This window comes from Kitasatospora sp. NPDC015121 (assembly GCF_055562955.1).
This window is the reverse complement of the sequence record NZ_JBVHEH010000004.1, coordinates 48,002-71,656: the sequence shown is the minus strand read 5'-3', so window position 1 is coordinate 71,656 and position 23,655 is coordinate 48,002. Positions and strand designations below refer to the sequence as shown.

Genomic DNA, 23,655 nt, shown 5'->3' with positions numbered 1-23,655 from the left:
GGGCAGACGGTACCGCCTGACCGCGACCGCGCGGAACGCGGGCCCGGTACGCGGGCCCGGCCGGAGGGCGTCCCCCCGGCCGGGCCCGCGTACCGGTGCGGGCTCAGCCGATGGTGCGGCAGACCGTCCCGTTGAGGCGGAAGACCGTCGGGTTCGGGTTGGCGCCGTTGTTGGCGCCGACGAAGCCGAAGTCCGCGGTGGTGCCGCCGTGCGGGGCGAGGTGCGCGTTGTAGGTGCCGTTGGTGACCCGGACGTGCTGCCCGGTGGCGTGGACGTCCGCGTTCCACCACGAGCCGACGGACTGCCCGGCGGAGGGCCAGTCGAAGTCCAGGGTCCAGCCGTCGAGGTCGGCGGGGCCGAGGTTGGTGACGGTGACGGCGGCGACGAAGCCGTTGCCCCAGCCGGCGGTGAGCTGGTACGAGACGGTGCAGGTGCTGTCGTCCGGGGTGCCGACGGTGAAGGTCAGCGGGACGGACGGGCGGGACAGGTGCCCGGCCTGGTCGCGGGCCAGCACGTTGACGGTGTGCCGGGAGCCGGGCGGCAGGTTGTACAGGGTGGCGGAGGTGCCGGTGGAGGAGCCGAGCAACTGCACGGTGGTGCCGAGCTGCTCGTACACCTCGTAGCGGTCCACCGCGCCGCTCGCGGCCGGCCAGCTCAGGGCCGCGGTGCCGGCGCCCACGGCGGTGCTGCGCGGGGCGCCGGGGGCGCCGACGGTGGCGGCGGACGGACCGGTGCCGGACTTGGGACGCACGGTCAGCACGGTGATCGAGTACGGGGGCAGGGTCACCGACGAGGCGCTCGCGGTGCCGGTCGCGTCGACCAGGCCGTCGTCACCGGGCGCCCAGCGCCGCACGGCCGGGGCGGCGCCGTCCGCCGTGAAGCCCCGGTAGGTCAGGCCGACGGTGCGCGCGGTGGTGGAACTCTGGTTCAACAGCAGGACGTTGAGTCCGCCGTCGGCGCGCAGCACCGCGTGCGAGGAGACGTCCGGGGTGGAGGAGGCGGAGGCGAGCATGGTGTCGCCCGGGTCGCCGAGCGCGCCGAGCGCCTCGATGCCGTAGTAGGGCGCGAACGGGGTGTTCACGGCCGGCTCGCACACGTCGCCGGTGCAGGAGCCGTTCGACAGCAGGCCCATGTCGCCGTAGTCGGTCTCGCCGTTCACGGTGGTGATCGGTCCGGCGCCGTTGTGGGTGTCCCACCAGTCGACGGTGAAGACGCCGTTCTCCAGCGCGGTGCTCATCGCTTCGGCCGCGAACAGGCCGTTCGGACGGCTGGTCAGCGCGCCGTTGCCGGACTCGGAGTTGACCTCGGTCATCGCGATGCCGATCCGGGCCGAGTCGGCGCCCGCGTACCGGTCCAGCAGGTTGCGCACCTCGCGCAGTTCGCCGGGCAGTTGGCGTACCGCGGCGAGCGACCGGTCGCCGCCGCCCGCGTTCGGGTACCAGTGCACGCTGACGAAGTCGACGTCGTGCGCGACGGCCGCCAGCACGGTGTGGTTCCAGTCGCCGCTGTCGCCGGCCGCGACGATGCCGTCCGGCCAGTTGCCGGGCATGGTCAGCACCGCGCCGATCTTCACGGTCGGGTCGACGGCCTTCATCGCCGCCGCGTACGCCTTGACCTCCCGGGCGTACTGGCCGGGCGACTTGTCGGCGTGGACGTCGTTCTCCCAGCCGTTGCCGTACACGCCGTTGCCGTAGATCTCGTTGCCGATCTCCCAGTACTTCGCCCCGTAGCCCTTGGTGACGTTGGCGTACCGGACCCAGTCCGCGGCCTCCTGGGGCGTCCCGGAACCGTAGTTGGCGATCAGGATCGGCGTCGCGCCGGACGCCTTCACCGTCCCCATGAACGCGTCGAAGCCGGTGCCCGGGGCGACGTAGCCGCCCGGCGCGGTGTGGTCGGCCCAGTGGTAGATGTCCGCGTACGAGCCGCCCGGGTAGCGCAGCGCGCCGACCCCGGCGGCCTTGTACAGCGACACCACCTGCGGGTCGTTCATGTACGCGTCCCAGATCGCGGTGTTGACGCCGAGCGCGGCCGGGTCGACGGTGCCCAGGCCCGCGGCGGCGTTGACCGTGACGGTGGTGTCGGGTGCGGCGGGCCCGGTGGGCGCGGTGTCGGCGACGGCGGCGGGTGCGGCGGTCAGCGGTAGCGCGGCGGCTGCCAGGGCGAGCAGGGCCGAGGCGGTCACGGCCGTCCTCCTGCGCGGGCGGGCGCGGAAGCGGAACAGCATGGGGGTCGTTCCTCCCGGGTGGGGCGGCCGACCCGGGCCGGGTGGTGCGCCTCGGGCCGGACGGTGGACGGGGAACTGCGCGGGTGGGGCGCACCGGGTGCGCCCGACAGCTCTTGGGAGCGCTCCCATGGTGGGAAGGAGCCCCGGAGGTGTCAATCGCCCCACCCCGTGACGCCCCGGGAACACCGAGGTCGGAGCGGTCGGACGCCCCATCCGTCCGCTGAAACGTTCGAGCCCGCCGGGGCGGCTATGATCTGTCGGCACACGAACGGACGATCGACGGGCAGGGGGGTGCGGCGCATGGCGGCCGGAGTGATCGTCCTGGCCGGCGCCGTCCTGCTGGCCGGCCTGCTGCTCTCGGCGGCCCTCGCCCTCCTCGCCTCCGGCTCCCCGCTCAAGCGGGCGGGCAAGGGCTGCGCGGCCGGCTGCGGCCTGCTGCTGTTCCCGCTCGGGGTCCTGGCCCTCCCGCTCCTCGCCCCGCTCCTGGTGGACTGGGCCCTGTCCGGGTGAGTACGTTCTCCGTGGGGCGGCGCGCCGACGGACCCGCTCCGCAGCCCCCGCGGCCCCGCCATCGCCAAGGAGTCCCCGTGCCCGTCGTGGTTCCCCGGCCCGTTCCGATGCTGCCCGAGCACGCCGGGCAGGTGCTGGCGATCTACCGGGCGGGCATCGAGGAGGGCAACGCCACCTTCGAGACCGAGGCTCCCGGGTGGGCGGCCTTCGACGCGGCCCGGCTGGCCGGGCACCGGTACGTCGCGCTCGGCGTGGACGGGGAGGTGACGGGCTGGATCGCGGTGAGTCCGGTCTCCGCCCGCCCCGCCTACGCCGGGGTGGTCGAGCACTCCGTCTACGTCCACCCCGACCACCGGGGCCGGGGCGTCGCGAGCGTGCTGCTCGCGGAACTGATCGACTCCACCGAGGCGGCCGGGATCTGGACGATCCAGTCCGCCGTCTTCCCGGAGAACACCGCCAGCCTCGCCCTGCACGCCCACGCCGGTTTCCGCACCGTCGGCACCCGCGAACGCGTCGCCCGCCGGCACGGCATCTGGCGCGACACCGTCCTGATCGAACGCCGCAGCCCCCGGGTCGACTGAACCGGGCCCGGTCCGGTCACCGGCGCGGCCCGACGGCGCGGAACGTCCCGCGCCGGGCGAGCGAGACGTACACCAGGGCGATCAGCACCGGCACCTCGATCAGCGGGCCGACCACGCCCGCCAGGGCCTGGCCGGAGGTGACGCCGAAGGTGCCGATGGCCACCGCGATGGCGAGCTCGAAGTTGTTGCCCGCGGCGGTGAAGGCGAGGGTGGCGGTGCGGTCGTAGGTCAGGCCCAGGCCCTTGCCGAGGGCGAAGGCGCCGAACCACATCAGCGCGAAGTAGACGAGCAGGGGCAGGGCGATCCGGGCGACGTCCAGGGGCTGCGAGGTGATCGTCCGCCCTTGGAGGGCGAACAGGACCACGATGGTGAACAGCAGTCCGTGCAGCGCCCACGGGCCGATCCTCGGCAGCACCTTCGCCTCGTAGCGTTCGCGGCCGAGCCTCTTCTCGCCGAGGCGGCGGGTGAGGAAGCCGGCGACCAGGGGGATGCCGAGGAAGACGACGACGTTGAGGGCGATCTTCCCCATCGACACGTCGAGGTGCTCGCCCTCGCCCAGGCCGAGCCAGTGCGGGAGCAGGTCGAGGTAGAACCAGCCGAGGACGCCGAACATGACGACCTGGAAGACGCTGTTGAGCGCGACCAGGACGGCGGCGGCCTCGCGGTCGCCGCAGGCGAGGTCGTTCCAGATGATCACCATGGCGATGCAGCGGGCCAGCCCGACGACGATCAGCCCGGTGCGGTACTCCGGGAGGTCGGCCAGGAAGATCCAGGCGAGGGCGAACATCACCGCCGGTCCGACGAGCCAGTTGACCACCAGGGAGGAGGCCATGAGCCGGCGGTCGCCGGTGACGGTGTCGAGCCGGTCGTAGCGGACCTTCGCCAGCACCGGGTACATCATGACCAGCAGGCCGAGCGCGATCGGCAGCGAGATCCCGCCGACCTCGACCCCGGCGAGGGCGTCGTTCAGGCCGGGGACCAGGCGGCCCAGTCCGAGGCCGAGGGCCATCGCGACGAGGATCCACACCGCGAGGTAGCGGTCGACGAACGACAGCTTCCCGGCGACCGACGCCGCTGCCGCCTCGGCGGGTCCGGCCTCGGGGGCGGGTGCGGTGCGGGGCATCAGCAGGACCTCTTCGTGCCGGCGTGGGCGCGGGCGGTCGCGGCGAGGTCGGCGAACCCGCCGGACAGCGACTCCAGCACCTCGGGCCGCAGCCGGTAGTAGGTGAAGCGGCCGCACGGCTCGGTGTCCACCACGCCCGCGTCCCGCAGCACCTTCAGGTGGTTGGAGAGGTTGGTCTGGCGGGCGCCGGTCTCCGCCACCAGGTGCGTGGTGCACAGGGTCTCGCGGGCCAGCAGGGTCACGATCCGCAGCCTGAGCGGATCGGACAGCACCCGCAACAGTTCAGCGTCGACTGACATCACCATGGGCTGATACTTTCACATCGGTCGAGACTGATGTCAGCGGCGGCCGAGGTGCCCCGCCGCACCCGCCCACGCGCCCGACCCGGACGAAGGACCCGCCCACCGATGACCGCCGCGCCGCTCGCCTCCGTGCTGTTCGTCTGCGTCCACAACGCCGGCCGCTCCCAGATGGCCGCCGGTTTCCTGACCCACCTGGCCGGCGACCGGGTCGAGGTCCGCTCGGCCGGCTCCGCCCCCGGCAACGAGGTCAACCCGGCGGCCGTCGCCGCGATGGCCGAGGTCGGCGTCGACATCTCCGACCAGCAGCCGAAGATCCTCACCGCCGACGCCGTCCGGGCCTCCGACTACGTGATCACCATGGGCTGCGGCGACGCCTGCCCCTACTACCCCGGCAGGCACTACCGCGACTGGCCCCTCGACGACCCGGCCGGCCAGGGCGTCGACGCCGTCCGCCCGATCCGCGACGCCGTCCGCGCCCGGGTCGAGGAACTCGTCGCCGAGATCGACGCCGCCGGAACGAAGGCCTGACCCGCGCCGTTACGGTCGAAACGGTCACTCGGGATCCGGCGGGGCGGTCAGCGGCCAGGAGACCAGGTCGCGGTAGCGGCGCGGGGCCGGGTCGTGGACGGGGTTGCTGCCGACCAGGTGCAGCCGGGGCGTCCACCAGGGGCGGCCGGTGAAACCGGCGAGCACGGCGGCGCCCGCCGGGACGCCGGCGGGGTCGTCGCGGCGGGCCCGGGCCAGCGTGAGGTGCGGGTGCAGCGGACGGTCGCGGTGGTCGAGGCCCTGCGCGCGGACCAGGGCGCGCACCTCGGCGGCGAGCCGGTGCAGGCCGTCCAGGTCGCCGGTGACCCCGCTCCACAGCAGCCGCCCGTCGAAGTGCCCCCCGCCGCGCAGCGCCAGCCGCAACGCGGGCTGCCCGGCGGCGACCCCGGCCAGCGCGGCCCGCAACGGCGGGACGGCGTCGGAGCGGACCTCGCCCAGGAAGGCCAGCGTGAGGTGCCAGTCCTCGATCCGGTTCCAGCGCAGCCGGGGATGCGCCTCGTACGCGGGCCGCAGGGCCCGGGCGAGCTCGTCCTTCGCCTCGTCGGGCGGGGCCAAGGCGACGAAGACGCGCAGCGCGTCGGGCACGGGGGGTTCGTCCACCAGGGATTTCTAGCACCCGCGGGGCCACCCGGGACGGCGGGGTACGGGCGGGCGCGGCGATGGCGGGCGCGGTCAGGAGAGGTGGATCGGGGCCGGGAGGAGGGCCCGGGCGGGGACGGGGTGCCAGCGGCCGTCCTCGGTGACGCGTCCGAAGGCCTGGTCGCCGAAGTGGAAGGCGAAGCCGTAGGTGCGCGGGCGGCGCAGTTCGGCGAGCAGGGTGCGGCGGGCCGCGAGGACCTGGCCGACGGCGGTGTCCGGACCGGAGGGCCACTCGGGGTGGGCGACCTGGGCGGGGGTGTGGAAGGCGTCGCCGAAGACCAGGATCCGCCGTCCGCCGCCGGCCGAGACGACGTAGGTGGTGTGGCCGGGGCTGTGGCCGGGCGTGATCAGCGCGGTGACGCCGGGCCACACCTCGGCACCGTCGTCGAAGCGGTGCAGCACCTTCGACATCGGCAGCATGAAGTTCTCCCAGGACGGCGCGCCGACCTCGACCCGCCGCTCCCAGAACGGCTCCCACTCCGCCGAGGCGACCAGGTAGTCGGCGCGCGGGAACGCCTTGCGGGGCGGCCGGGCGGCCGAGCCGGGATCGGCGGGCACGTTGCTGACGAACCCCAGGCCGGTGTGGTCGGTGTGCAGGTGGGTGAAGGCGACGGTGTCGACGCTCTCCGGCCCCACACCGAGCCGCCGCAGGGTGTGCAGCAGCGCCCCGCCGTGCGAGACACCGAGCGCGGGCGGCAGCACGTTCGCGCCCAGGCCGACGTCGATCAGCAGCCGGCGGCCGCCCCGCTCGACCAGCACCCCGCCGGCCGAGGCGGCGATCCGCCCGGACGGGGCGAGCTGTTCGGGGTGCTCGGCCCAGTAGGACGCGGGCACGGCGGGCAGGAAACCGGCCCGGTCCAGCTCCATGCCCGCGTCGACCACGTACGTCAGCCGGACGTCGCCCAGCACGAAGGTGCGGACGGCCGACTGCTCGCCGAGCGAGCCGGTCCGGGGCGCGGCGTCGGGCGTCGCCGCCCGGGCCGGGCCGCCGGCCAGCGGCACGGCCAGCGCCGCGCCGGTGGCGACGGCGGCGGTGCGCAGGACGCCGCGCCGGGAGGGTGCGTCGCGCTGCTCGGGCTGCTCTGTCATGACGGGACTTCCCTTTCGAGGCGTTCGAGGCGTTCGAGACGGTGGACGAGGGGCCGAGTGGACGGAAGCGGTGCGCCGGGTTCAGCCGGTGTTGCGCAGACCGGCCGCGATGCCGTTCACCGTGAGCAGCAGCGCCCGGCAGAGCGCCCGGTCCGGGGTCTCGCCCGCCGAGACCGCGTCCCGCTGGCGCTTGAGTAGCGCGGCCTGCAGGTGCGAGATCGGGTCGAGGTAGGCGTCGCGGACGGCGAAGGTCTGCTTCAACCCCGGCTGGGCGTCCAGCAGTTCGTGCTCGCCGGTGAGGCGCAGCACCTCGCGCAGGGTGAGGTCGTGCTCGGCGACGATCCGGTCGAAGACGTGGTGCAGTCCGGCCGGGGCGAGCTGCTCGACGTAGTGGCGGGCGATCCGCAGGTCGGTCTTGGCCAGCGTCATGGCGACGTTGGACAGGAAGTTGCGGAAGAAGTGCCAGTTGCCGTGCATCTCGTCGAGGACGTCGCCCAGGCCGGCCTCGCGGGCGGCGGCCAGGCCGGAGCCGACGCCGTACCAGCCGGGGACGATCTGCCGGGACTGGGTCCAGCCGAACACCCACGGGATGGCCCGCAGGCCGTCCAGTCCGGCACCGCTGTCGGGGCGGCGGGACGGGCGCGAGCCCAGGTGCAGCGAGGCCAGCTGGTCGACCGGGGTGGACGCCAGGAAGTACGCGGGCAGGTCCGGATCCTCGACCAGCGCCCGGTAGGCGGCGTGCGCGGCGTCCGAGACCCGGTCCATCGCGGCGTCCCAGCGCAGCCGTTCCGCGTCCGACTGGCGGGGCGCGGTGTGCAGCGCCGAGGCCCGCAGGGTGGCCGCGATGGTCAGCTCCAGGTTCTCCCGGGCCAGCGACGGCACCAGGTACTTGTCGCTGATCACCTCGCCCTGCTCGGTGACCTTGATCTCGCCCTCCAGCGTCCCCCACGGCTGCGCCAGGATCGCCTCGTGCGAGGGCCCGCCGCCGCGGCCGACGGTGCCGCCGCGCCCGTGGAACAGCCGCAGCCGCACCCCGTACCGGTGCGCCACGTCGCGCAGCCGGCGCTGCGCCCGGTAGATCTCCCACTGCGAGGTGGTGATGCCGCCGAACTTGGAGGAGTCCGAGTAGCCGAGCATCACCTCCTGGACGTCGCCGCGCAGCGACACCAGCAGCCGGTAGGACGGGTCGGAGAGCAGGTCCTCCAGGATCCGGTCGGCCTGCTGCAACTCGTCGGTGGTCTCCAGCAGCGGCACGATGCCGATCCTGGCGACGCCCGCGTGCAGGTCGACCAGCCCGGCCTCGCGGGCCAGCACGGCGACCGCGAACACGTCGTCCGCGCCCTGGCACATCGAGATGACGTACGACTCGACGATCTCGTCGCCGAAGCGCTCGAAGCCCTCGCGGACGGCGTGGAAGACGCCGAGGGTCTTCTCCCCGGCGGGGTCCAGCGGGGCGGGGCCGAGCAGGCGGCGGGAGGTGAGCTCCTTGGCGAGCAGGCGCTGCCGGTAGTCGCGCGGCATGTCCGCGTAGCGCCAGGACTCCTCGCCGAGCCGGTCGAAGAGCTGGCCGAGCGCGTGGTGGTGGGCCTCGGCGTGCTCGCGGACGTCCATGGTGGCCAGCTGGAGGCCGAACGCCTCGATGGTGCGGATCGTCCGGGCCAGGCGGCCGTCGGCGACCAGGCCGCCCCGGTGCGCCCGCAGCGAGTCCTGGACCAGCCGCAGGTCGGCCAGCAGCCCGGCGGTGCCGAGGTAGTCGCGGCCCTCCTGGTGCGGGCCGCCCTCGGCGAGGCGGCGGCGGGTGTTGACGAGCTTCTGGCCGATCGCGGACACCTTCAGCCGGTACGGCTCCTCCGAGTTGAGCCGCTTGTAGCGCGGGCTGAGCTCGGGCAGCCGGGCCAGGTCGGCGTCCAGCGAGGCGAGCAGTTCCTCGGAGGCGCCGGTGTAGCGCAGCGACTGGGAGAGCAGCCGGCGCAGCTCCTCGACCAGCGCGAGGGCGTCGTCGATGCCGTGCTCGTGCTGGAGCAGCAGCACCTCCCGGGTGACCTCCGGGGTGACGTTCGGGTTGCCGTCGCGGTCGCCGCCGATCCAGGTGCCGAAGGTCAGCGGGCGGACGCCCCCGGGTACCGCCAGGCCGACCCGGGCCAGCTCCTCGTGCAGCTCCTCCAGCACCTCGGGCACGGCGTCGCCGTACAGCCCGTCCAGGTAGTAGACGGCGTTGCGGGCCTCGTCGGTGGGCTCCGGGCGGACCACCCGCAGCTCGTCGGTCTGCCACAGCAGGTCGACGGTCTCGGCCAGTCGCGCGCTGCGGCGCTCGCCGTCCCGGCCGCCGGCCGGGGCCTCCAGCAGTTCGGCGATCCGGCGCAGCTTGGTGAGGACCGAGCGGCGGGCCGCCTCGGTGGGGTGCGCGGTGAACACCGGGCGGACGTTCAACTGCCCGACCGCCCGGGCCAGCGCCTCCGGGGCCTCCCCGGCGGCCTGCCGCACCACGTGCCCCAGGGTGGTGCTGGCCCGCTCCCGGGCGGCCCGCAGCTCGCGGCCGCGGTGCACCTGCTCGGCGACGTTGGCCAGGTGGAAGTAGGTGGCCAGGGCGCGCACCAGGGTCGCCGCGGTGGCCGGCTCGATGCCGCGCAGCAGCTCGGCGCCGGCCTCCGGGTCGGTCCGGCTGAGCAGCCGCACCCGCTCGACCAGGGCGAACAGCTCGGGGCCCTCCTGGCGGCGCAGCGTCTCGTCGAGCAGGTCGGTCAGCCGGCGCAGGTCCGCGTGCAGGGCGTCGTCGGCGTGCGCGGGGGCGGCGTGCGCGGCGTGCGCGGGGGGAGCGGGGGCGTGGGCGATGGGGGTGCGGGCGGTCTCGGTGCGGATGAGGTGCTCGGTACGGGCGTTCATGACTGCTCCTGATCGGGGGAGAACCGGGGGAGTGGTGAAGGTCCGTTCACGGCGTCAGCAGGGCGACGGGGTTGGTCCGGGTGACGGCGGCGACCTGCCGGTCCGTCAGCCCGGCGGTCTCGAACCAGCGGGCGCTCAGCTCCAGCCACTCCCGGACGTCCGGCTGGTCGGGCTGGCCCAGGTCGGAGCTGAACAGCACCCGGGGGTGGGCGCGGACCAGCTCGCCCAGGTGGGCGGCGTCGCGGTGGCCGAGCAGCAGGGTCAGCGCGGTGAGTTCCACGTACAGGCCGGGGACGCCGGCGAGGTCGCGCAGGCCGTCGGGGGTGAAGCCGGACATCGGGTGGGTCGCGTGGGTGAGCAGCACCCGGGGCAGGCCGAGCCGGACGGCCTCGTCCACGACCCGCAGCGACGCCTCCCGGTCGCTGTGGCCGGTGGCGACGGCCACCGGCAGGTCGCGGGCCGCCCGGAGCACCTCGCGGACCTCCCGGCGGAGCCGGCCGTCCGGGCCGAGGACGGGGCGGGCGCCCCAGCGGTCCGGGTCGAGGCGGGGGTGGAACGGGGTGCGGCGCAGCGCCGTGGGGTGGGCGTGGCCGACCAGGGTCGGCAGGTGGACGACCAGCCGGGCCGGGCTGTCCGGGCCGTGCGCGTACACCGCCTGTTCGACGGCGGGCGGGCGGACGCCGCCGGAGAGCTCGTTCAGGACCAGCGTGCCGGAGACCGGCAGGCCCTCCTGGCGGGCCTCCCAGGCGCGGGCGGCGGTCGAGGAGAGGTGGCTCTTGAGGACCACCCAGCCGTCGACGTCCCGGTAGGCGCGGCCCGCGCCGAACGAGGTGCGGCGGCGCCGGTAGAGGTCGGGGCCGGCGTGGTGGTGGAGGTCCACCACCACGCTCCCCGCCAGGTCAGGCACGGTCGTGCGGGGCGCCGCCGTCCCAGGGCCGGGCGTACCCGTGCCGTCGGCGGGCCTCGTCCAGCCGCAGGCCGGAGCGGACGGCGTCGGCGATCGCGGCCTCGGTGCGCTCGACCCGTTCGGCCCGGTCGGCGACCTCGGCGGCGTGCTCGGCGGGGACCACCAGCACGCCGTTGTCGTCGGCGACCAGCACGTCGCCGGGCCGGACGGTGACCCCGCCGACGGTGACGTCCCGGCCGGTGGCGGCCAGCTCCACCCGGTTCTTGCCGCTGACCATGGCGACGCCGGTGCTGAACAGCGGGTAGCCGTCGGCGCGGATCTCGGCGAGGTCGCGGGCCGAACCGTGCAGCGCGGTGCCGCGCACCCCGCGCCGCCGGGCCAGCCCGGTCAGCAGCGAGCCCCAGTTGGTGCAGGCGGTGCTGCCCGCGTTGTCGACCACCACGAAGGACCCGGCGGGCACGTCGTCCAGGTAGTTCGCGGCGTTGCGGAAGCCCGCCGCGTCCGGGTCGACCGGCCGGTAGGTGACGGTGAAGGCGCGCCCGGCGGCGCGGGCGCCGGGCACCCGGGCCGCGACGCCCGCCAGCATGCCGCCGCCCGCGTCGGCGCCGAGGCTGTCCAGCGCGTCGGAGACCGAGGCGGTGTCCAGCCGGGCGAGCCGGTCCACCACGTCCTCCGGGCCGCGGGCCGCGTGCAGCCGCTCGCCCACCGCCCGGGCCACCTCGCCGGTGCCGCTGGTGCCGCCCAGGTCGTACGTGACGGTGGTGCGGCGGCGGGCCACCGCGCGGACGGCCTCCCGCAGCTCGGCGCCGGGCAGCGGCAGGCCCAGGTGGTCGAGCATCTGGGCGACCGTCAGCACCATCGCCATCGGGTTGGCCCGGTCCTGGCCGGCCATGCCGGGCGCGCTGCCGTGCACCGGCTCGAAGTAGCTGCCGTGGTCGCCGATGTTGCCGCTGGGCGCGAGGCCGAGACCGCCCATCACGCCCGCGCCCAGGTCGGACAGGATGTCGCCGAACATGTTCTCGGCGACCAGCACGCCGAAGCGCTCGGGCCGGCGCACCAGCCACAGGGCGACCGCGTCGACGTTCAGGATCTCCGTCCCGATCTCCGGGTACTGCCCGGCCATCAGCTCCAGCCGCTCGCGCAGGTGGTTGCCGCTGTGCCGCAGCACGTTGGGCTTGTCGACCAGGGTGAGCCGCTCGTGGCCGTGCGCCCGGGCGTACTCGAAGCCGTGCCGCAGCAGCCGGTCGATGCCGGCCCGGGTCTGCAGCCGCAGGGTGACGCTGCTGCCCTCCGGCCCGGACGCCAGCGCGTTCGGGTGGTCGCCGACCAGGTCCCACAGGGCGCCGTCCAGGCCGTGGAAGTCGTACCCCGCGTACAGGCCCTCGGTGTTCTCGCGGATCACCGCGAAGTCGAAGCGCTCGTCGAACAGGTCGGTCACCGGGCGGACGTTGGCGTACAGGTTGAGCCGCTGGCGCAGCTGGATGACCGGGGAGACGAAGGTCCGGCCGGTGCCGCGCAGCCCGTCCGGGAGCTCGGCCTCGGCCTCGCGCAGCGGCTTGCTGGTGATCGCGCCGAGCAGGCAGGTGTCGGTCTCCTCCAGCAGCTTCCAGGTGCGGGCGGGGACGGGGTCGCCCTCCTGGCGCCAGCACTCCCAGCCGATCTCGCCGAAGCGCAGGTCGAGCGGGAGGCCGAGCAGGTCCACGACGTCCAGGGCGGCGGAGGTGACCTCCGGCCCGATCCCGTCGCCGGGCAGGACCGCGACGCTCTTCGGCCGGTCGTGCGTCGGCCGGTCGTTCGTCGGATGGTCGTGCGGCAGCCGGTCGTTCGTCGGCCGGTCGTGCGGCGGCTGGTCGCTCATCGGGTGAGTCCCTTCTCCCGCAGGAAGCCGCCGACCAGGGCGGCGACCTCCGCGGCGCGTTCGTAGTGGGGGCGCATGCCGGCGCCGGGGACGGTGTGCACGCGGTGGTGCGGGGCCGCCGCCGTGTGCTGGTGGCCGACCAGTTGGGAGCGGCCGCCGACGACCTGCAGCAGCGGGCCCGGGTGGGCGCGCACCGCGTCCGACAGGTCGAGGTCGAGCAGCAGCCGCAGCCCGTCGGCCAGTCGGCGCCCGGCCTCCGGGTCGTGCGGCAGCAGCCGCAGCGACGGTCGCCGCGCGTCGTCCGCCGGGTCGCGCGGCGCCGGGACGGCCCCCGGGGCGCCGGGGCCCTCCGGGCGGATCCGCCGGTCGAGCAGGGCCAGCGCCTCGCCGGAGCGTCCGGCGGCGGCCAGGTCGGCGATCTCGGCGAGCCGGGCCGCCAGGACGCCGTCGGCGCGGGCCGGGCCGGAGACCAGCAGCGCGGCGGTGTCCGGACCGAGGCCGGGCAGCAGCGCCTGGGCCACCGCCCCGCCGAGGGCGTTCCCGCAGATCAGGTCGGTCCGGCCGTAGCGGGGCAGCAGCTCGTGCCAGCGTTCGGCCAGGTCGGCCAGGGTGCCGGTGCCCGGGTCGAGCAGGGCCAGGGTGTCGACGACGGTCACCCGCAGGCCGGCGGCGGCCAGCACCCGGGTGACGGGGGTGAAGAAGGCGCCGCCGTCCCAGCGCGGGGTGACCGGGGCGAGGACCAGGGCGTGCGCCGGGGCGCCGGCCGGGGCCGAGGCGCGGGCGCGGCCCGAGGTCGTGGGGTGGGCCGGGCCGGCGGCGGCCCCGGGTCCGAAGACCGCCGCCGGCACGGTCCGTCCGAGGGTGGTCACCGGACGGTGGCGAGGGTGCGCGCGGTGGCGATCCCCTCGTGGTGGCTGCCGCCCGCCACCACCTTGCGGTGCTCGACCGGCAGGTCGTAGCGGCCCAGCACCAGGTCGGGCAGCGGCAGCGAGGGGGTGCCCTCGGGGACGGTGGCGAGCAGCAGTTCGGCCAGCTCCAGGGCGTGGCCCAGGTGCAGGTGGGCGGAGGCCCCGGCGTCGGTGCGGTCGAGGTGGGCCAGCCACTGCTCGGCGATCAGGTTGCCCGGGCCCTTGCCCATGCCCTGGATCGAGGAGTCCATCCAGGTCGCCCCGGCGGCGACCGCGCTGATCGCGTTGGACAGCGCCAGCCCCAGGTTGTTGTGCGCGTGCAGGCCGACCGGCCCGCCGGTGACCGACTTGGTCAGGGTGGTCAGGTCGGTGGTGTCCACCGGCGAGAGGCTGCCGTTGGAGTCCGCCAGGTAGACGAACTGCGCGCCCGCGTCGGTCGCGGCGGTCGCCACCTCGACGATGCTGCGGCCCGACCACTGGCTGATCCGGGCGAAGTTGACGCCCACCGCGTAGCCGATCTCACGGGCCTGGGCGATGAACTCCAGGCCCCGCTGGTAGCCCTCCGAGGGCAGGATGATCCGCACCAGCCGGGCACCGGCCGCGTACATCGCGGGCAGGTCGTGCTCGGTGATGTTCTTCGGGTGCAGGATCATCGCGACCCGCTGCGGCCCGACCTCCTGGGCGACGGCCGAGATGAACTCGTCGTCGCCGCGCCCGGTCAGACCGAGGTTCGGGATCGGCAGCAGCGAGCCCTTGCGGTAGGCGATCTCGACCCAGTCGAAGCCCGCGTCGACGCTCAGCCGGGCGTGCCGCAGCGCGTACTCCAGCGGGAAGTTGAAGCCGTTCCGGTAACCGCCGTCACGGAGGGTGACGTCGATGTTGACGATACTCACGGTTCCTCCAGGTGCAGTGGTACGAGGGGTGAAAGGGGGTCAGGCGTGCTGTGCGGTGGTGGCGGTGGCGGTGGCGGTGGTGGCGGTGGTGGCCGCGGCGTGGCGTCCGGCCAGCCGGCCGAAGACCAGCGAGCGCAGCACCGAGGTGGCCGGCGGGTACGCGTGGTAGAAGAGGCCGGTGGCCTCGCCCGCTGCGTACAGGCCCGGTATCGCCGCGCCGGACGGGGTGACCACCCGGCCGTCCAGGTCGGTGCGGACACCGCCGTAGGTGAAGCAGATCGCGGCGGTCAGCGGGACGCCGACGAACGGGGCTGTGTCCAGCGGGGTCGCCCAGTTGGACTTCTCCGGGGTGAGGCCGACCGTCGACTTGCCGTCCAGCCGGGTCGGGTCGAACTCGCCGGGGCCGACCGCCGCGTTGAACTCGGCGACGGTCGCCGCCAGCGCCGCGCCGTCGATGCCGAGCTTGGCCGCCAGCTCCTCCAGCGAGTCGGCCTGCTCCGGGTCGACGTCGCTGAGCAGCGAGTCGCGGAAGCCCGGGATGGCGAGGGTCTTGGCGTCGGCGATCCAGTACGCCTCCTGCCGCTGGTTCTTCCAGATCTCGTGGCCCGCGTGCTCGAAGGTGTTGTCCCAGGTGTCGCGGCCCTCGTCGAAGAACCGCCGCACCTCGCCGTTGACGAAGATGCCGGTGGCGAAGCCGTACAGCACCGAGTCGGCCTTGCCGGTGCGGGTGTCGACCGGCTCGGCGTGGATGCCGTCGAACTGGCCGGCCGTGTCGGCCCCCAGCTCCAGGGCCATCCGCAGGGCGTCGCCGCGGTTGTTGGCGATGCCGGGGGCGATCAGCGGCAGGTCGCAGGCCCGCTCGCCCAGGTAGCGGGTGAGCATCTCGGGGTTGCCCTGGAACCCGCCGCTGGCCAGCACCACGGCCCGGCCGGCGATCCGCCGGGTGCGGCCGTCCGCGCCGCGCACCAGCACGCCGTCGACGGTGCCGTCCTCGGCGGTGGTCAGCCGCAGCGCCTCGGTGCGGTAGAGGACGTCCACCCGCGGGTCGTCGTCCAGGGCGGCGCCCAGGTGCTCGACGATCGAGGCGCCGCCGCCGCGCGGGCTGGCCGGGTGCGCCATCGAGGGCTGGCCGGCCGCGAAGCTGTGCGGCAGCGGGAACGGCTCGAAGGCGATCTCGACGCCGTGCTTCTCGATGAACTCCAGCACCGGTTCGGTCTCCCGTTCGACCGTGCGGCAGTACTCCAGGTCGGCCAGGCCGCCGGAGACCCGGCCGACGTGGTCGGCCCAGTCGGTGTCCAGCTGCCGCTCCCGGTCGATCCGCAGGAACGCGCCGGTCCAGCGGGTCGCCCCGCCCCGGTCCTCCTCGGCGGAACGCTCCAGGACCGCGATCCGGACCGGTTCGGCCCGGCCCTCGGTGGCCTCGGCGTAGGACAGCGCGGCGGACAGGCCGGCGGCGCCGAAGCCGACCACGACCAGGTCGTACGGGGTCTGGGTGTGCGCGTCGGACATGTGCTTCTCCTCGGTACGGGGTGGTGGGGGTACGGGTGCGGGGTCAGCGGTTGGGGGTGATGACCCGACTGGTGCGGTAGAGCCGGAACTTGGCGCCGGTGGTGGTCTCGGCGAAGGCCCGGTAGCGGCGCATGAACTCCTCGTCCTGGAAGATCGCGTCGAACTCGTCCTGGCTGGACCAGGCCGCGAAGTTCACCATCGCGTCGCCGTCGACGCTGGTCAGCAGGCGCGAGCCGCGGAACCCGGCGGCGGTGGCGGCGACGTGGTCGACGGCCGAGGCGAGCGCGTCCACGCTGGCCGCCGCGTCCTCGGTGGTGGCCACGTTGATCAGCAGCACACCCCCGTCCGGCACGGGCGAGGTGACCACACCGGGGCTCGCGTTGCGGCCCTCGAAGGAGAGCCGCTCGTAGGCGGCGATGCCCAGCTTGTGCCAGGGGTCGCTCTCGACCAGCTCGCGCACCCCGTCCTCGTCGAGGTCGGCGGTGACGACGACCGCGCCCCCCTCCGGACGGGGCCCGCTGAGCAGCACCCGCCCCAGGTCGGAGTGCTCGCGCAGCCAGGCCTTGTGCTCGGCCATGTGGGCCAGGACGGTCTCGCGCGGGACGAGGTAGGTGAGGGTCAGGACGTGGATCAACGGAACCTCCGGGTCGGGCGGGACGGACGGGGAGTGCGTGGGGGAGTGCGTGGGGGAGCGGGGGTCGGGCGGGGCTCAGGCGGCGGGGACGCCCAGGCGGCGGGAGAGGCCGGTGAGGATCCGCTCGGCGTCGGCGACCACGCCGCGGACGACCTCGGCGGCGGACCGGACGTCCTGGACCAGGTCGAGGTTCTCGCCCGCGAACATGGCGCGCTGGGTGGTGTCGTCGCGGGCCACGGCGGCGTTCCAGGCGGGCTCCAACTCGCCCCGACGGGAAGCCAGTTCGGCGTCCCGGCCGGTCCAGGTGCGGGTGAAGTCGTTGCCCACCGAGCGGGCGGTGTAGACCTCGTCCCACGGGATGCCGCGGAGCACGTCGAAGGAGCGGGTGTTGACGGTGTCGGCGGTGCCCGCCGACACCAGGTGGGCCTTGAACCCGGCGGAGGCGGTCGACTCCGCGGTGGCCGCGAAGCGGGTGCCCATCATCACGCCGTCCGCGCCGAGCGCGAGCGCCGCCGCCAGGCCGCGGCCGTCCGCGAACCCGCCGGCCGCGACCACCGGCACCCGGCCCCGCACCACGTCCAGCACGGCCGGGACCAGCGGCAGGGTGGCCCGGGAGGCGTGGTGGCCGCCGGCCTCGGCACCCTGGGCGACGATCACGTCCGCCCCGGCGCGCAGCGCCACCCCGGCCTGGTCCGGGTCGTGCACCTGCACGACTACCCGGGAACCGGCCTCGGCCGCCGACGCCACGTACGTGCGGACCTGGGCGGCGCTGCCGAAGGACAGCGCGACCACCGGCGGCGCGTAGCCGAGGACCTTCTCCCACAGCCCCGGCCGCTCGTCGAAGGTGAACATGACGCACCCGACGCCCCACACCCCGCCGGCCTCGGCGGCCTGCGGCAGGTGCTCGTCGATGAACGCCGGGTCGCCGTAGCTGACGCCGACGAGGCCGAGACCGCCCGCCGCCGTCACCGCCCCGGCGAGCCGGCCGCCGGTCACGCCGCCCATCGGGGCGCAGACGACCGGGTGCTCGATGCCGAGCAGGTCGGTCAGCTGGGTCGAGATCATGATGCTCCCTTGGATCGATGTGCACGGGTGTTCCGGTGCGCGGGCAGGACGGGGCCCGGGCAGGACGGGGCCCGGGGCGGGAAGGGGGTGGCGCGGTGGAATCCGACGGGGAATTCCGCGGGACGGGCGGCGCTGCGGATCAGATTCCGCGCGGAGCGTTCCCGCGCTTTCCGGCGCCGGCCCTGGGGAAGACATTAGCGAGCGGATTCGAACAGCGTCCAAGACGTAAACCGCGTGACCCCTATTGGGCGGTGTTATACCGACTGGACGCCGGGGCGGCCGGGGTGCCGGGGCGGTCCGGGCATGCGAAAGGCGTGCGACCCGGGGAGGGGGAGTTCCCGGGTCGCACGCCGGCTTGGGGGTGTCGGGCGGTCTTGGGGGTGCCGTCGGATCGACGGGGTGTCAGTCGACGGTGCGTCAGTCGGCGGGCAGCGCCCAGCCGTGGGCGGCGGCCACCTCCTGCAGGACGCGGGCGGGGTGGCCGTCGCGCACCGCGGTGACGGCGAGCTGCTCGCGCGGCGGACGGGTGGTCGGCAGCGGCCGCCAGGTCAGGTGCGGCTCGCGCTCCACCGACCGCCGGGGGCGCAGCGCGACCAGGTCCGGCGTGGTCCGCAGCGCGTGCAGGAACAGCGCGGGCTGGTCCTGGTCGGCCGGGTGCAGCACCGAGTGCCAGCCGAGACTGGCGAGGTGGGCGGGCACCGACTGGGCGAACCCGGGCGCGCAGCCCTCGTCGTACCAGAGCAGCCGCTGCCGGGAGAGGTCCCGCAGGGTCAGCCCGTCGTGGGCGGCCAGCGGGTGCTCGCGGGCCATCACGACGCCCAGCGGCTCGTCCCGCACCACCGCGTGCACCACGTACGGGACGGGGAGGGGCAGCCGGACGATGCCGAAGGCGATCCGGCCGGAGCGCAGCAGCTCGCCCTGGTCGGCCGCGTCCACCGCGCGCATCCGCAGCCGCGCGCCGGCCTGGTGGCCGTGGTGGTTCTGGTGGCCGCCGTGGCCGCCGTGCGCGCGGGGGCCCTTGGCCGCGCCCTTCTGGGGGCCGTGCTGCAACCCGTTCTGCAGTCCGTTCTGGACCTCGATCAGCACCTCGGCCGAGACCCCGCCGCACACGCCGACGGACCACAGCTGGGGGGCGGGGGCGACCGCCGCGATGGCCGATCTGAGCTGCCCGGGAATTCCCTGGATCTCGCGCAGGAATGCCCGGCCGCCGGCGGTCAGTTCAACGCCACGGGAACTCCGGGTGAAAAGTTCGGAACCGATCCGCTGCTCCAGTCGGCGGATTTGCTGGCTGAGACTCGGCTGGGAAATGCGGAGTTCCTGTGCGGCGGCGGAAACCGTGCCGGCCCGGACCACGGTCAGGAAGTACCGGAGGTGCCGCATGTCGAAGTCGTCGACCTCCCGGGCGTCCGCCATCGCCCGGAGCAGGAGTTCGTCGGCCGGATCCGGCCGGGGTTCGTCGAAGCCCGGGTGGACGGGGGTGCGTCGGCCCGTCCACTCGTCCAGCACGCTCATCCGCTTCCTCCAAAGCGTCGTACCAAGCAGGTGTCGGCAGGGCTGGTGCGCTCACTGGCACCCCGCTGTCGCGGGGGTCCTGTTGCAGCATGGCACAAAATTCGTTCCAGAAGGTATTTTTTACACGCCTGGAACAGGACCGACAGCGCAGCCCGCCGACAGACCCGTCGAGCAGCCCGCCGACAGACCTGTCGAGCAGCCCGCCCCGGAGCCGCCGGAGAGCACCGCGCCGACGCCCGGCGTCCCGTCGACGGCCGCTCCGCCCTCGGCCAGCGCCGCGAACAGCAGCCGCCACAGCGGCTCCCCGCCCGGTGCGCCCACGATCTCGACGCACCAGGCGGGGGCGTTCAACAGCCCGTACACGGCGATCAGCAGGGCGGCGGCGACCAGCGGCGGCGAGTGCCGGGCGGAGCCGGCCTCGCCCTGGGTGCGGCGGACCAGCTCGGTCAGCGAGCCGTGCACCTCGACCAGCACGCCGGAGACCGACTGCGCCAGCACCGGACAGTCCGACGCCAGCCGGAGCGCCGCCCGCAGCCGCACGTCCGACCGCATCCGGCCGACGAAACCGACCACCACGTGCTCCAGCACCACGGCCGGCTCGGCGTCCGGCACGTCGTGCTCGGCCCGCAGGACCGCCCAGGTGCGCCGGGACTCCTCGATCAACGCCCACGCCAGCGACCGCTTCGACGGGAAGTGACCGTACAGCGCGCCCTTGGTCATCCCCGTCCGCTCGGCCACCGCGTTCAGCGTGGTGCTGCGGTAGCCCTGCGCCGCGAACAGCTCGGCCGCCGCCGTCAGCACCTTCTCCAGCGTCCGTTGGGCCCGTTCCTGCTTCGCCATGTTCTCGATACCCTCCTTGTGAGCGAGAGCACATACATACCACCCGGTGCGAACCATCCCGGACCTTCCGGTCCTAACGGCCCTGTCCGCCTTCCCAGTTGCTCCGGTCGTCCCGGCCGTCCAAGTCGTCCCGGCCGCTCGGGTCGTTCCGGTCGTCCCGGCCGCTCGGGTCGCTCATGCCGCTCAGGTCGTTCCAGTCGCCCGGTTCGGCCGGGAGCACCGGCCAGCCGGACCGCCGGGCCCGCTCCAGCAGCACCGGGGTGCCGCCCACCACCGTCGGGCGGCCCACCGCGTCGAGCAGCGCGAGGTCGCTCTCGTGGTCGCCGTACCCGAAGCAGTCCGCCGGGTCCGCGCCGTGCTCGCGCATCAGCCGGACCGCGGCCCGGGCCTTGGCCGCCCCGATCATCGACTCCCGCACCTCGCCGGTCACCGTCCCCGCCCGGTCCACCAGCAGCTCGGTGCAGACCAGGGTCGCGCCCAACTCCCCGGCCAGCGCGGCCAGGAGCGGACGCATCGAACCCGAGACCAGCACCAGCCCCCGCCCCTCGGCCCGGTGCCGGACGGCGGCGGCCAGCGCGGCCGGGACGAACGCCCTCCCGCTCCGCCGGTACGCCCGGTACCACTCCCGCCCCGCCGCCTCCAGCTCCGCCAGCGGCACCCCCGCGTAGCGCCGGAAGTACCGCCGGTTCAACGCCTCGCGGTCGGGCGCCGCCGAGGCCTCGGCCGCCGGGTCCGGAAGCCCCGCCGGCGCCCGGTCCGGGTGGCGCTCCTGCCAGTAGCGCCAGAACAGCACCAGGCTCTTGCCCGCGAGCACGGTTTCGTCGACGTCGAAGAATGCCAGCCCGGGCCGCGCCCGGGGGAGCGCGGTCACCGGGCGCCCCCGGGGCGGCAGCGCGGTGGCCGTGGTGACAGGGGTGGCCACGGTGACGGGGGTGGCGGCGGTGCGTCGCAGGGGAGTCGCCGGGGCGGGACCGGGGAGTGGCGGGTCACCGGGCGCCCCCGTCCGGCAGGGCCGCGGCGGCGTAGGCCGCCGCGGCGGGTTCGAAGCGGAGGGCGCCGTGTCCGGTGCCGGTGGTGACGTCGCGCCAGGCGCGTTGCAGCGGGCTGCCGGGGTGCTGTCCGCGCAGGCCGGCCGCGCGGAAGAGGTCGTCGACCGCCTCCCGGCAGCCCGCGGCGGCGAAGGCGGCGTCGCGCCGGTTCTCGGCGACCGCGAGCGCGGTGGGCTCCGCACGGTCCGCGCGGTCGGCGGCGTGCGCCAGCAGCAGGCCCGCCGCGTGGATCCGGGCCGCGGCCGAGGCGAGGACGGCACTCCGGCCGGGCTCCGCCCAACCGTCCACCGCGTCCCCGGCGGGGACGTCCCCACCCGCCGCCCGGCCCTCGCCCGCCGCCCGTCCTCCGTTCGCGGACTCGTCCCCGGCCGGCGCGCCGCAGGCGCGCAGGGCGGCCCGGGCCGTGCCCAGCAGCGGGGCCGCGAAGAGCAGCCCGGCCACCATCGGGTACGGGACCCGGTGGCAGCGGGCCGCGTCGGGCAGCGGCCGGAGCAGCGCGTCCAGGGTGAACGAGCGGTGCGCGGGGACGAGGATCCGCTCACCCGTCACGCCGTTGCTGCCGGTGCCGCGCAGGCCGACCGGGTCCCAGTCGTCGCACACGGTCAGTTCGGCGCGCGGCACCGCGAAGATCCGGTGCTGGGGACGGCCGTCCGGCCCCGGTGTCCAGGAGGCCAGCAGCACCCACTCGGCGTGGTCGACACCGCTGGCCGTGCGCCACTCGCCGTCCAGCCGCCACCCGCCGGGCGCCTCGGCGGCGCGGCCCTGCGGCGGGACGACGGAGGCGGCGATCCGGGCGTCCGGGCCGTGCTCCCACAGGTCGCGCTGTCCCCGTTCGGGCAGGTAGGCGGCGAGTCGGCCGTGCGCCGCGAACAGGGTGGCGCACCAGCCGGCGGCGGCGCAGGCCTGCGCCAGGTCGGCGGCGTCGGCGACCAAGCGGGCGAAGCTCCCGGCGGTGCCGCCCCAACGGGCGGGGACGAAGCGGCGGGCGAAACCGGCCCCGGCCAGGGCGTCGGCGACCCGCCCGGTGAGCCGGCGGCGCTCCTCGGCGAGCGGCGCGTCCCGCCGGGCCAGTTCGGCCAGTTCGGCCAGATCGGTGAGGCCGGTCGGCTCGGCGGTGGGTTCGGTGGCGGGTTCGGCGGGTCCGGGGACCGAGCGGCGGGCCGTCAGGGGGGCGGCGGCGAGCGCTCCGGGGTTCAGCACGTCACCCCCGGCAGTATCCGGAACGGTTCGACCGCCGTCACACTGTCGCCGCCGCGCAGGGCGGCGCGAGCCAGCTCCCGTCCGCCCTGGTGGGCGCGGAGGGTCAGGACGCCGTCGGGGGCGGTCGGTTCGGCGGTGATGGCCACCGGTGCGTTCAGCTCGCCGAAGGCGGTGAACCCGACCGAGAGCAGCGTCACGGCGTCCGTGCCCGGCCGGTGTCCGCCCGCCGCGCCCCGGCAGCCGGTCGCGACCCGTCCCGCCGCGGCCCGGCCGACCGCCGCGCCCCGGCAGCCGGTCGCGGCCCGGCCGGCCTGGCGGAACGCCTCGACCAGCGCCATGCCCGGTATGTGGTCGGAGTCGTGGTCGAACAGCACGGGGTGGGCCGGGTCGAGCTGCAGCCACCAGGCGTTCGTCCGCATCGGGTCGGCGGCCACCAGCACGTCCTGTTCGGCGAGTTGGCCGACGGCGCCGGGCGAGAGCGGGATCCGGGGCGGTTCGGGCTGGTCCGCCGCGGCGGGGCCGCCGCCGCGCCGGCGCACCGCGGCGTAGCTGTCGGGTGCCATCGGCATCCAGGCCAGCCTGGTCCGGCCGACGGCGCGGCCGCCCAGCAGGACGTCGGCCTCCAGCGCGAGCGGGATGTTCCGGCCGCGGGCGGGCGCCCGGTGGCAGCGCACGTCGAGCGTGACGGCGAGACCGCCCGGCGGCACCGGGGGCAGCGGTTCGGACAGGTCGACCGCGGCCTCGTTCAGGATGAACGGCATGTCGTACGGGACGTCCAGGAAGCGGTGGGACAGGTGGATGGCGGTCTGGCGGGTGGTCTCCAGCACCAGGACCGGGTCGGCGGCGGGCGCGCCGAGGTGGGCGAGGTAGTGGTCGCGTTCCCAGCGGGCGGCGACCGCGAACCGGTCGGCGGCCAGCTGCCGCGAGTCGGTGAGCAGCACCTCCGCGTCGGCCGTCTTGTGGACGGAGGCCCGGGGGACGCGTCCGCCGAACTCCAGGGCGGGCCGGTGCCGTTCGCCCTCCGGTCGGGGCGGCCCGTTCTCCGGGCGGTGCGGCTCGGCGTTCGATCCGAGCGGTTCGGCGTTCGGGCGGTGCGGCCCGTTCTCCGGGCGGTGCGGTTCGGCGTTCGGGCGGTGTTCGCGCGGCCCGGTGGGGCCGGTCGTCGTCTCGGGTCCAGGAATGTTGTGCATGAACAAGATCCCCTCCTCCCTCGCCACGGCAGCCCATGCGCCGGTATGGTCCCGGCACGGCACGTGGCGACTCGAAAAATATACCTTCGGGGAGGAATCTGTGGGGGGCGTTCCCGCCAACAGTCGCCGAACGGCACCGAACAGCACCGACCGCACCAGCCGGCACCGGAGAGCCGCCCCGGAGCCGGCACCT

General features: G+C 75.3%; 21 protein-coding genes. 3 read left to right on the top strand and 18 right to left on the bottom strand.

What is annotated here, in order from left to right:
- Positions 1 to 103 precede the first annotated feature (103 nt).
- Positions 104 to 2,224, bottom strand: a complete 2,121-nt coding sequence (locus tag ACZ3J7_RS06265) for a cellulose binding domain-containing protein (RefSeq protein WP_465617396.1) — start codon at positions 2,222 to 2,224, stop codon at positions 104 to 106.
- Positions 2,225 to 2,524: 300 nt separating this feature from the next.
- On the opposite strand from ACZ3J7_RS06265, the gene ACZ3J7_RS06260 reads away from it, so the two are divergent.
- Together ACZ3J7_RS06260 and ACZ3J7_RS06255 are read left to right on the top strand one after the other, a co-directional pair.
- A complete protein-coding gene (locus ACZ3J7_RS06260; RefSeq protein ID WP_465617394.1) occupies positions 2,525 to 2,734 on the top strand; it encodes a hypothetical protein in 210 nt (69 codons plus the stop codon).
- Between the two features lie 107 nt (positions 2,735 to 2,841).
- Entirely contained in the window at positions 2,842 to 3,315 is a 474-nt protein-coding gene (locus ACZ3J7_RS06255) for a GNAT family N-acetyltransferase (RefSeq protein WP_465618008.1), read from the top strand.
- Positions 3,316 to 3,331: 16 nt separating this feature from the next.
- Here the strand turns inward: ACZ3J7_RS06255 and arsB are convergent, their stop codons facing one another.
- Positions 3,332 to 4,438, bottom strand: a complete 1,107-nt coding sequence (arsB, locus tag ACZ3J7_RS06250; protein WP_465617392.1) for an ACR3 family arsenite efflux transporter — start codon at positions 4,436 to 4,438, stop codon at positions 3,332 to 3,334.
- A complete protein-coding gene (locus ACZ3J7_RS06245; protein ID WP_465617390.1) occupies positions 4,438 to 4,743 on the bottom strand; it encodes an ArsR/SmtB family transcription factor in 306 nt (101 codons plus the stop codon). Before ACZ3J7_RS06245 ends, arsB begins: the two co-directional genes overlap by 1 nt.
- A gap of 102 nt (positions 4,744 to 4,845) precedes the next feature.
- Here ACZ3J7_RS06245 and ACZ3J7_RS06240 point away from each other — a divergent pair, with 102 nt between their 5' ends.
- Positions 4,846 to 5,268: an arsenate reductase ArsC gene (locus ACZ3J7_RS06240; protein WP_465617388.1), complete on the top strand. Its 423-nt coding sequence runs from the start codon at positions 4,846 to 4,848 to the stop codon at positions 5,266 to 5,268.
- A 24-nt stretch (positions 5,269 to 5,292) separates the two neighbouring features.
- Here ACZ3J7_RS06240 and thpR read toward each other — a convergent pair whose 3' ends face one another.
- The 15 genes from thpR to ACZ3J7_RS06165 form a co-directional block, all read right to left on the bottom strand.
- Positions 5,293 to 5,886: an RNA 2',3'-cyclic phosphodiesterase gene (gene thpR / locus ACZ3J7_RS06235; protein ID WP_465617386.1), complete on the bottom strand. Its 594-nt coding sequence runs from the start codon at positions 5,884 to 5,886 to the stop codon at positions 5,293 to 5,295.
- A 72-nt stretch (positions 5,887 to 5,958) separates the two neighbouring features.
- On the bottom strand, positions 5,959 to 7,014 hold the full coding sequence (locus ACZ3J7_RS06230; RefSeq protein WP_465617384.1) for an MBL fold metallo-hydrolase: 1,056 nt from the start codon (positions 7,012 to 7,014) through the stop codon (positions 5,959 to 5,961).
- An 81-nt stretch (positions 7,015 to 7,095) separates the two neighbouring features.
- Positions 7,096 to 9,780, bottom strand: coding sequence for a phosphoenolpyruvate carboxylase (gene ppc / locus ACZ3J7_RS06225; RefSeq protein WP_465618006.1), 2,685 nt, complete (start codon positions 9,778 to 9,780; stop codon positions 7,096 to 7,098).
- A 163-nt stretch (positions 9,781 to 9,943) separates the two neighbouring features.
- Positions 9,944 to 10,777, bottom strand: coding sequence for a DUF6282 family protein (locus tag ACZ3J7_RS06220; RefSeq protein ID WP_465617382.1), 834 nt, complete (start codon positions 10,775 to 10,777; stop codon positions 9,944 to 9,946).
- A gap of 19 nt (positions 10,778 to 10,796) precedes the next feature.
- Positions 10,797 to 12,662, bottom strand: coding sequence for an isocitrate/isopropylmalate family dehydrogenase (locus tag ACZ3J7_RS06215; RefSeq protein ID WP_465617380.1), 1,866 nt, complete (start codon positions 12,660 to 12,662; stop codon positions 10,797 to 10,799).
- The gene (locus ACZ3J7_RS06210; RefSeq protein WP_465617378.1) at positions 12,659 to 13,531 is read right to left on the bottom strand and encodes an alpha/beta fold hydrolase; all 873 of its coding nucleotides are present in this window, start codon (positions 13,529 to 13,531) and stop codon (positions 12,659 to 12,661) included. The genes ACZ3J7_RS06215 and ACZ3J7_RS06210 overlap by 4 nt, the downstream gene beginning before the upstream one ends.
- Positions 13,528 to 14,463: a beta/alpha barrel domain-containing protein gene (locus ACZ3J7_RS06205; RefSeq protein WP_465617376.1), complete on the bottom strand. Its 936-nt coding sequence runs from the start codon at positions 14,461 to 14,463 to the stop codon at positions 13,528 to 13,530. The genes ACZ3J7_RS06210 and ACZ3J7_RS06205 overlap by 4 nt, the downstream gene beginning before the upstream one ends.
- 39 nt (positions 14,464 to 14,502) lie before the next feature.
- The gene (locus tag ACZ3J7_RS06200; protein ID WP_465617374.1) at positions 14,503 to 15,972 is read right to left on the bottom strand and encodes an FAD-binding protein; all 1,470 of its coding nucleotides are present in this window, start codon (positions 15,970 to 15,972) and stop codon (positions 14,503 to 14,505) included.
- A 43-nt stretch (positions 15,973 to 16,015) separates the two neighbouring features.
- Entirely contained in the window at positions 16,016 to 16,606 is a 591-nt protein-coding gene (locus ACZ3J7_RS06195) for a YciI family protein (protein WP_465617372.1), read from the bottom strand.
- A 75-nt stretch (positions 16,607 to 16,681) separates the two neighbouring features.
- Entirely contained in the window at positions 16,682 to 17,671 is a 990-nt protein-coding gene (locus ACZ3J7_RS06190; RefSeq protein ID WP_465617370.1) for an NAD(P)H-dependent flavin oxidoreductase, read from the bottom strand.
- Positions 17,672 to 18,088: 417 nt separating this feature from the next.
- Positions 18,089 to 19,183: a LysR family transcriptional regulator gene (locus tag ACZ3J7_RS06185; protein ID WP_465617368.1), complete on the bottom strand. Its 1,095-nt coding sequence runs from the start codon at positions 19,181 to 19,183 to the stop codon at positions 18,089 to 18,091.
- Positions 19,184 to 19,303: 120 nt separating this feature from the next.
- A complete protein-coding gene (locus ACZ3J7_RS06180; protein WP_465617366.1) occupies positions 19,304 to 20,023 on the bottom strand; it encodes a TetR family transcriptional regulator in 720 nt (239 codons plus the stop codon).
- Between the two features lie 73 nt (positions 20,024 to 20,096).
- Complete coding sequence (locus ACZ3J7_RS06175; protein WP_465617364.1) at positions 20,097 to 20,945, bottom strand: HAD family hydrolase; 849 nt, start codon at positions 20,943 to 20,945, stop codon at positions 20,097 to 20,099.
- Between the two features lie 64 nt (positions 20,946 to 21,009).
- On the bottom strand, positions 21,010 to 22,272 hold the full coding sequence (locus ACZ3J7_RS06170) for an acyl-CoA dehydrogenase family protein (RefSeq protein ID WP_465617362.1): 1,263 nt from the start codon (positions 22,270 to 22,272) through the stop codon (positions 21,010 to 21,012).
- Positions 22,266 to 23,462, bottom strand: a complete 1,197-nt coding sequence (locus ACZ3J7_RS06165; RefSeq protein ID WP_465617360.1) for a ScbA/BarX family gamma-butyrolactone biosynthesis protein — start codon at positions 23,460 to 23,462, stop codon at positions 22,266 to 22,268. The genes ACZ3J7_RS06170 and ACZ3J7_RS06165 overlap by 7 nt, the downstream gene beginning before the upstream one ends.
- Positions 23,463 to 23,655: the final 193 nt, after the last annotated feature.

Bases quoted from the DNA above. Each gene is read 5' to 3' on its own strand.
- ACZ3J7_RS06265 (WP_465617396.1), bottom strand. From the start codon at position 2,224: ATGCTGTTCCGCTTCCGCGCCCGCCCGCGCAGGAGGACGGCCGTGACC.
- ACZ3J7_RS06260 (WP_465617394.1), top strand. From the start codon at position 2,525: ATGGCGGCCGGAGTGATCGTCCTGGCCGGCGCCGTCCTGCTGGCCGGC.
- ACZ3J7_RS06255 (WP_465618008.1), top strand. From the start codon at position 2,842: ATGCTGCCCGAGCACGCCGGGCAGGTGCTGGCGATCTACCGGGCGGGC.
- arsB (WP_465617392.1), bottom strand. From the start codon at position 4,438: ATGCCCCGCACCGCACCCGCCCCCGAGGCCGGACCCGCCGAGGCGGCA.
- ACZ3J7_RS06245 (WP_465617390.1), bottom strand. From the start codon at position 4,743: ATGGTGATGTCAGTCGACGCTGAACTGTTGCGGGTGCTGTCCGATCCG.
- ACZ3J7_RS06240 (WP_465617388.1), top strand. From the start codon at position 4,846: ATGACCGCCGCGCCGCTCGCCTCCGTGCTGTTCGTCTGCGTCCACAAC.
- ACZ3J7_RS06230 (WP_465617384.1), bottom strand. From the start codon at position 7,014: ATGACAGAGCAGCCCGAGCAGCGCGACGCACCCTCCCGGCGCGGCGTC.
- ACZ3J7_RS06215 (WP_465617380.1), bottom strand. From the start codon at position 12,662: ATGAGCGACCAGCCGCCGCACGACCGGCCGACGAACGACCGGCTGCCG.
- ACZ3J7_RS06200 (WP_465617374.1), bottom strand. From the start codon at position 15,972: ATGTCCGACGCGCACACCCAGACCCCGTACGACCTGGTCGTGGTCGGC.
- ACZ3J7_RS06190 (WP_465617370.1), bottom strand. From the start codon at position 17,671: ATGATCTCGACCCAGCTGACCGACCTGCTCGGCATCGAGCACCCGGTC.
- ACZ3J7_RS06185 (WP_465617368.1), bottom strand. From the start codon at position 19,183: ATGAGCGTGCTGGACGAGTGGACGGGCCGACGCACCCCCGTCCACCCG.
- ACZ3J7_RS06180 (WP_465617366.1), bottom strand. From the start codon at position 20,023: ATGGCGAAGCAGGAACGGGCCCAACGGACGCTGGAGAAGGTGCTGACG.
- ACZ3J7_RS06165 (WP_465617360.1), bottom strand. From the start codon at position 23,462: ATGCACAACATTCCTGGACCCGAGACGACGACCGGCCCCACCGGGCCG.